General features: G+C 47.3%; 2 protein-coding genes. Both read right to left on the bottom strand.

Annotation, left to right across the window (positions count from 1 at the left end):
• On the bottom strand, positions 1-293 hold a 293-nt coding region (locus R7Q46_RS24760), incomplete at its 3' end, for a YdcF family protein (protein ID WP_318077872.1).
• The gene (locus R7Q46_RS24765) at positions 290-1,117 is read right to left on the bottom strand and encodes an NAD-dependent epimerase/dehydratase family protein (protein WP_318077873.1); all 828 of its coding nucleotides are present in this window, start codon (positions 1,115-1,117) and stop codon (positions 290-292) included. The genes R7Q46_RS24760 and R7Q46_RS24765, both read right to left, overlap by 4 nt.
• Positions 1,118-1,197: the final 80 nt, after the last annotated feature.

Genomic DNA, 1,197 nt, shown 5'->3' on the forward strand with positions numbered 1-1,197 from the left:
CCACTATTGGTTGAACGTGTTTCTACTAAAATGGCATCGCTTGGTACGCCAGCTAAACGCGCAATGTCTGCAAATGTTTCTGCTTCACTTTTTTCAAACAAACCATCCGTAAAACGGCCTTCACCACCGGAGAACACAATCAATGGTGCGAGTTTTTGGTGGTAAAGCGCAGCGGCGTGCTCAGCAACTCGCACGTCGTTACTGCACATAACAAACAAGCAGTCGGCAGGCTTTAAATCCTGTTTGAGCTGCATGTAATCCCAAAGCGTTTCTATATGTTGATATAACTTCATAGTGCATCCAGCGTTGAATTGAATCGGAATTGATACCCAAGTGAAACCAGTTTGTCCGCTAAAATGCGTTTATCGGCATCTTCTGTAACGGGAGGTAGCGAAATCTCTGCGCCACTTTTGGTGATTGCTGCTTGGTAAAACTCAGCTTTGCTCACCGTGTGAGGCGTTGTGACATTAATGATCTGATTACTCAGGTGATCCAATGCAAACTGTGCCACAGCGACTGCGTCACTTTGATGAAGCATGTTGGCTGGGGCTTTACGGCTGACTTGTTTTAGGCGCATGGCAAAGCGAGCGGGGTGTCTGTCTGGGCCAATCAAACCACTGCAACGTAAGATGGCGTAGTTTATGCCAGAGTCGATGACGGATTGCTCCGCTTCGAGCATGATTTTCGCCTTGTCAGAAAAGTGAGGGTGGGTTTGCGCGGGAGCGAGCGATGCGGATTCTTCTTTCATGTCCGTTCGTAAATTAGGGTAGACCGTTGTAGAGCTGATCATGACGAGCTTTTCAATCGCATTCTGTTTTGCCGCTTTAACTAACGTTGACCATTGCTGCGCATACTCTCGACCAGACCCTCGACGAAACCCAGGTGGAAACGCACCAACAATACGCTCAATATGATTCGACTGAATTATTTCATCCAGTTTTTGCGCTGCGTTTTCATCGTTGAGATCAAGCAGGGCGGCGTTAGCAATAGTGGATGGCCGTTCATCTAACCGAGCTTGGCTACGACGTGTAATAACTACATCATGTCCCTCGACTAACAAGGCTTGCGCTAGTGGAGTACCAAGCCAACCTGCACCTACAATCAATGTGTTTGCCATTATTTATCCTACTTAACTGTTTGCTCAAAGAGAGTAATGAGCTCTGCTTTGGCTTGTTGATGGAGGGGATCTGAATGCCA

The organism is Vibrio sp. 811 (assembly GCF_033339195.1).

Coding starts and splice junctions, on each gene's coding strand:
- R7Q46_RS24765 (WP_318077873.1), bottom strand. CDS start 1,117: ATGGCAAACACATTGATTGTAGGTGCAGGTTGGCTTGGTACTCCACTA.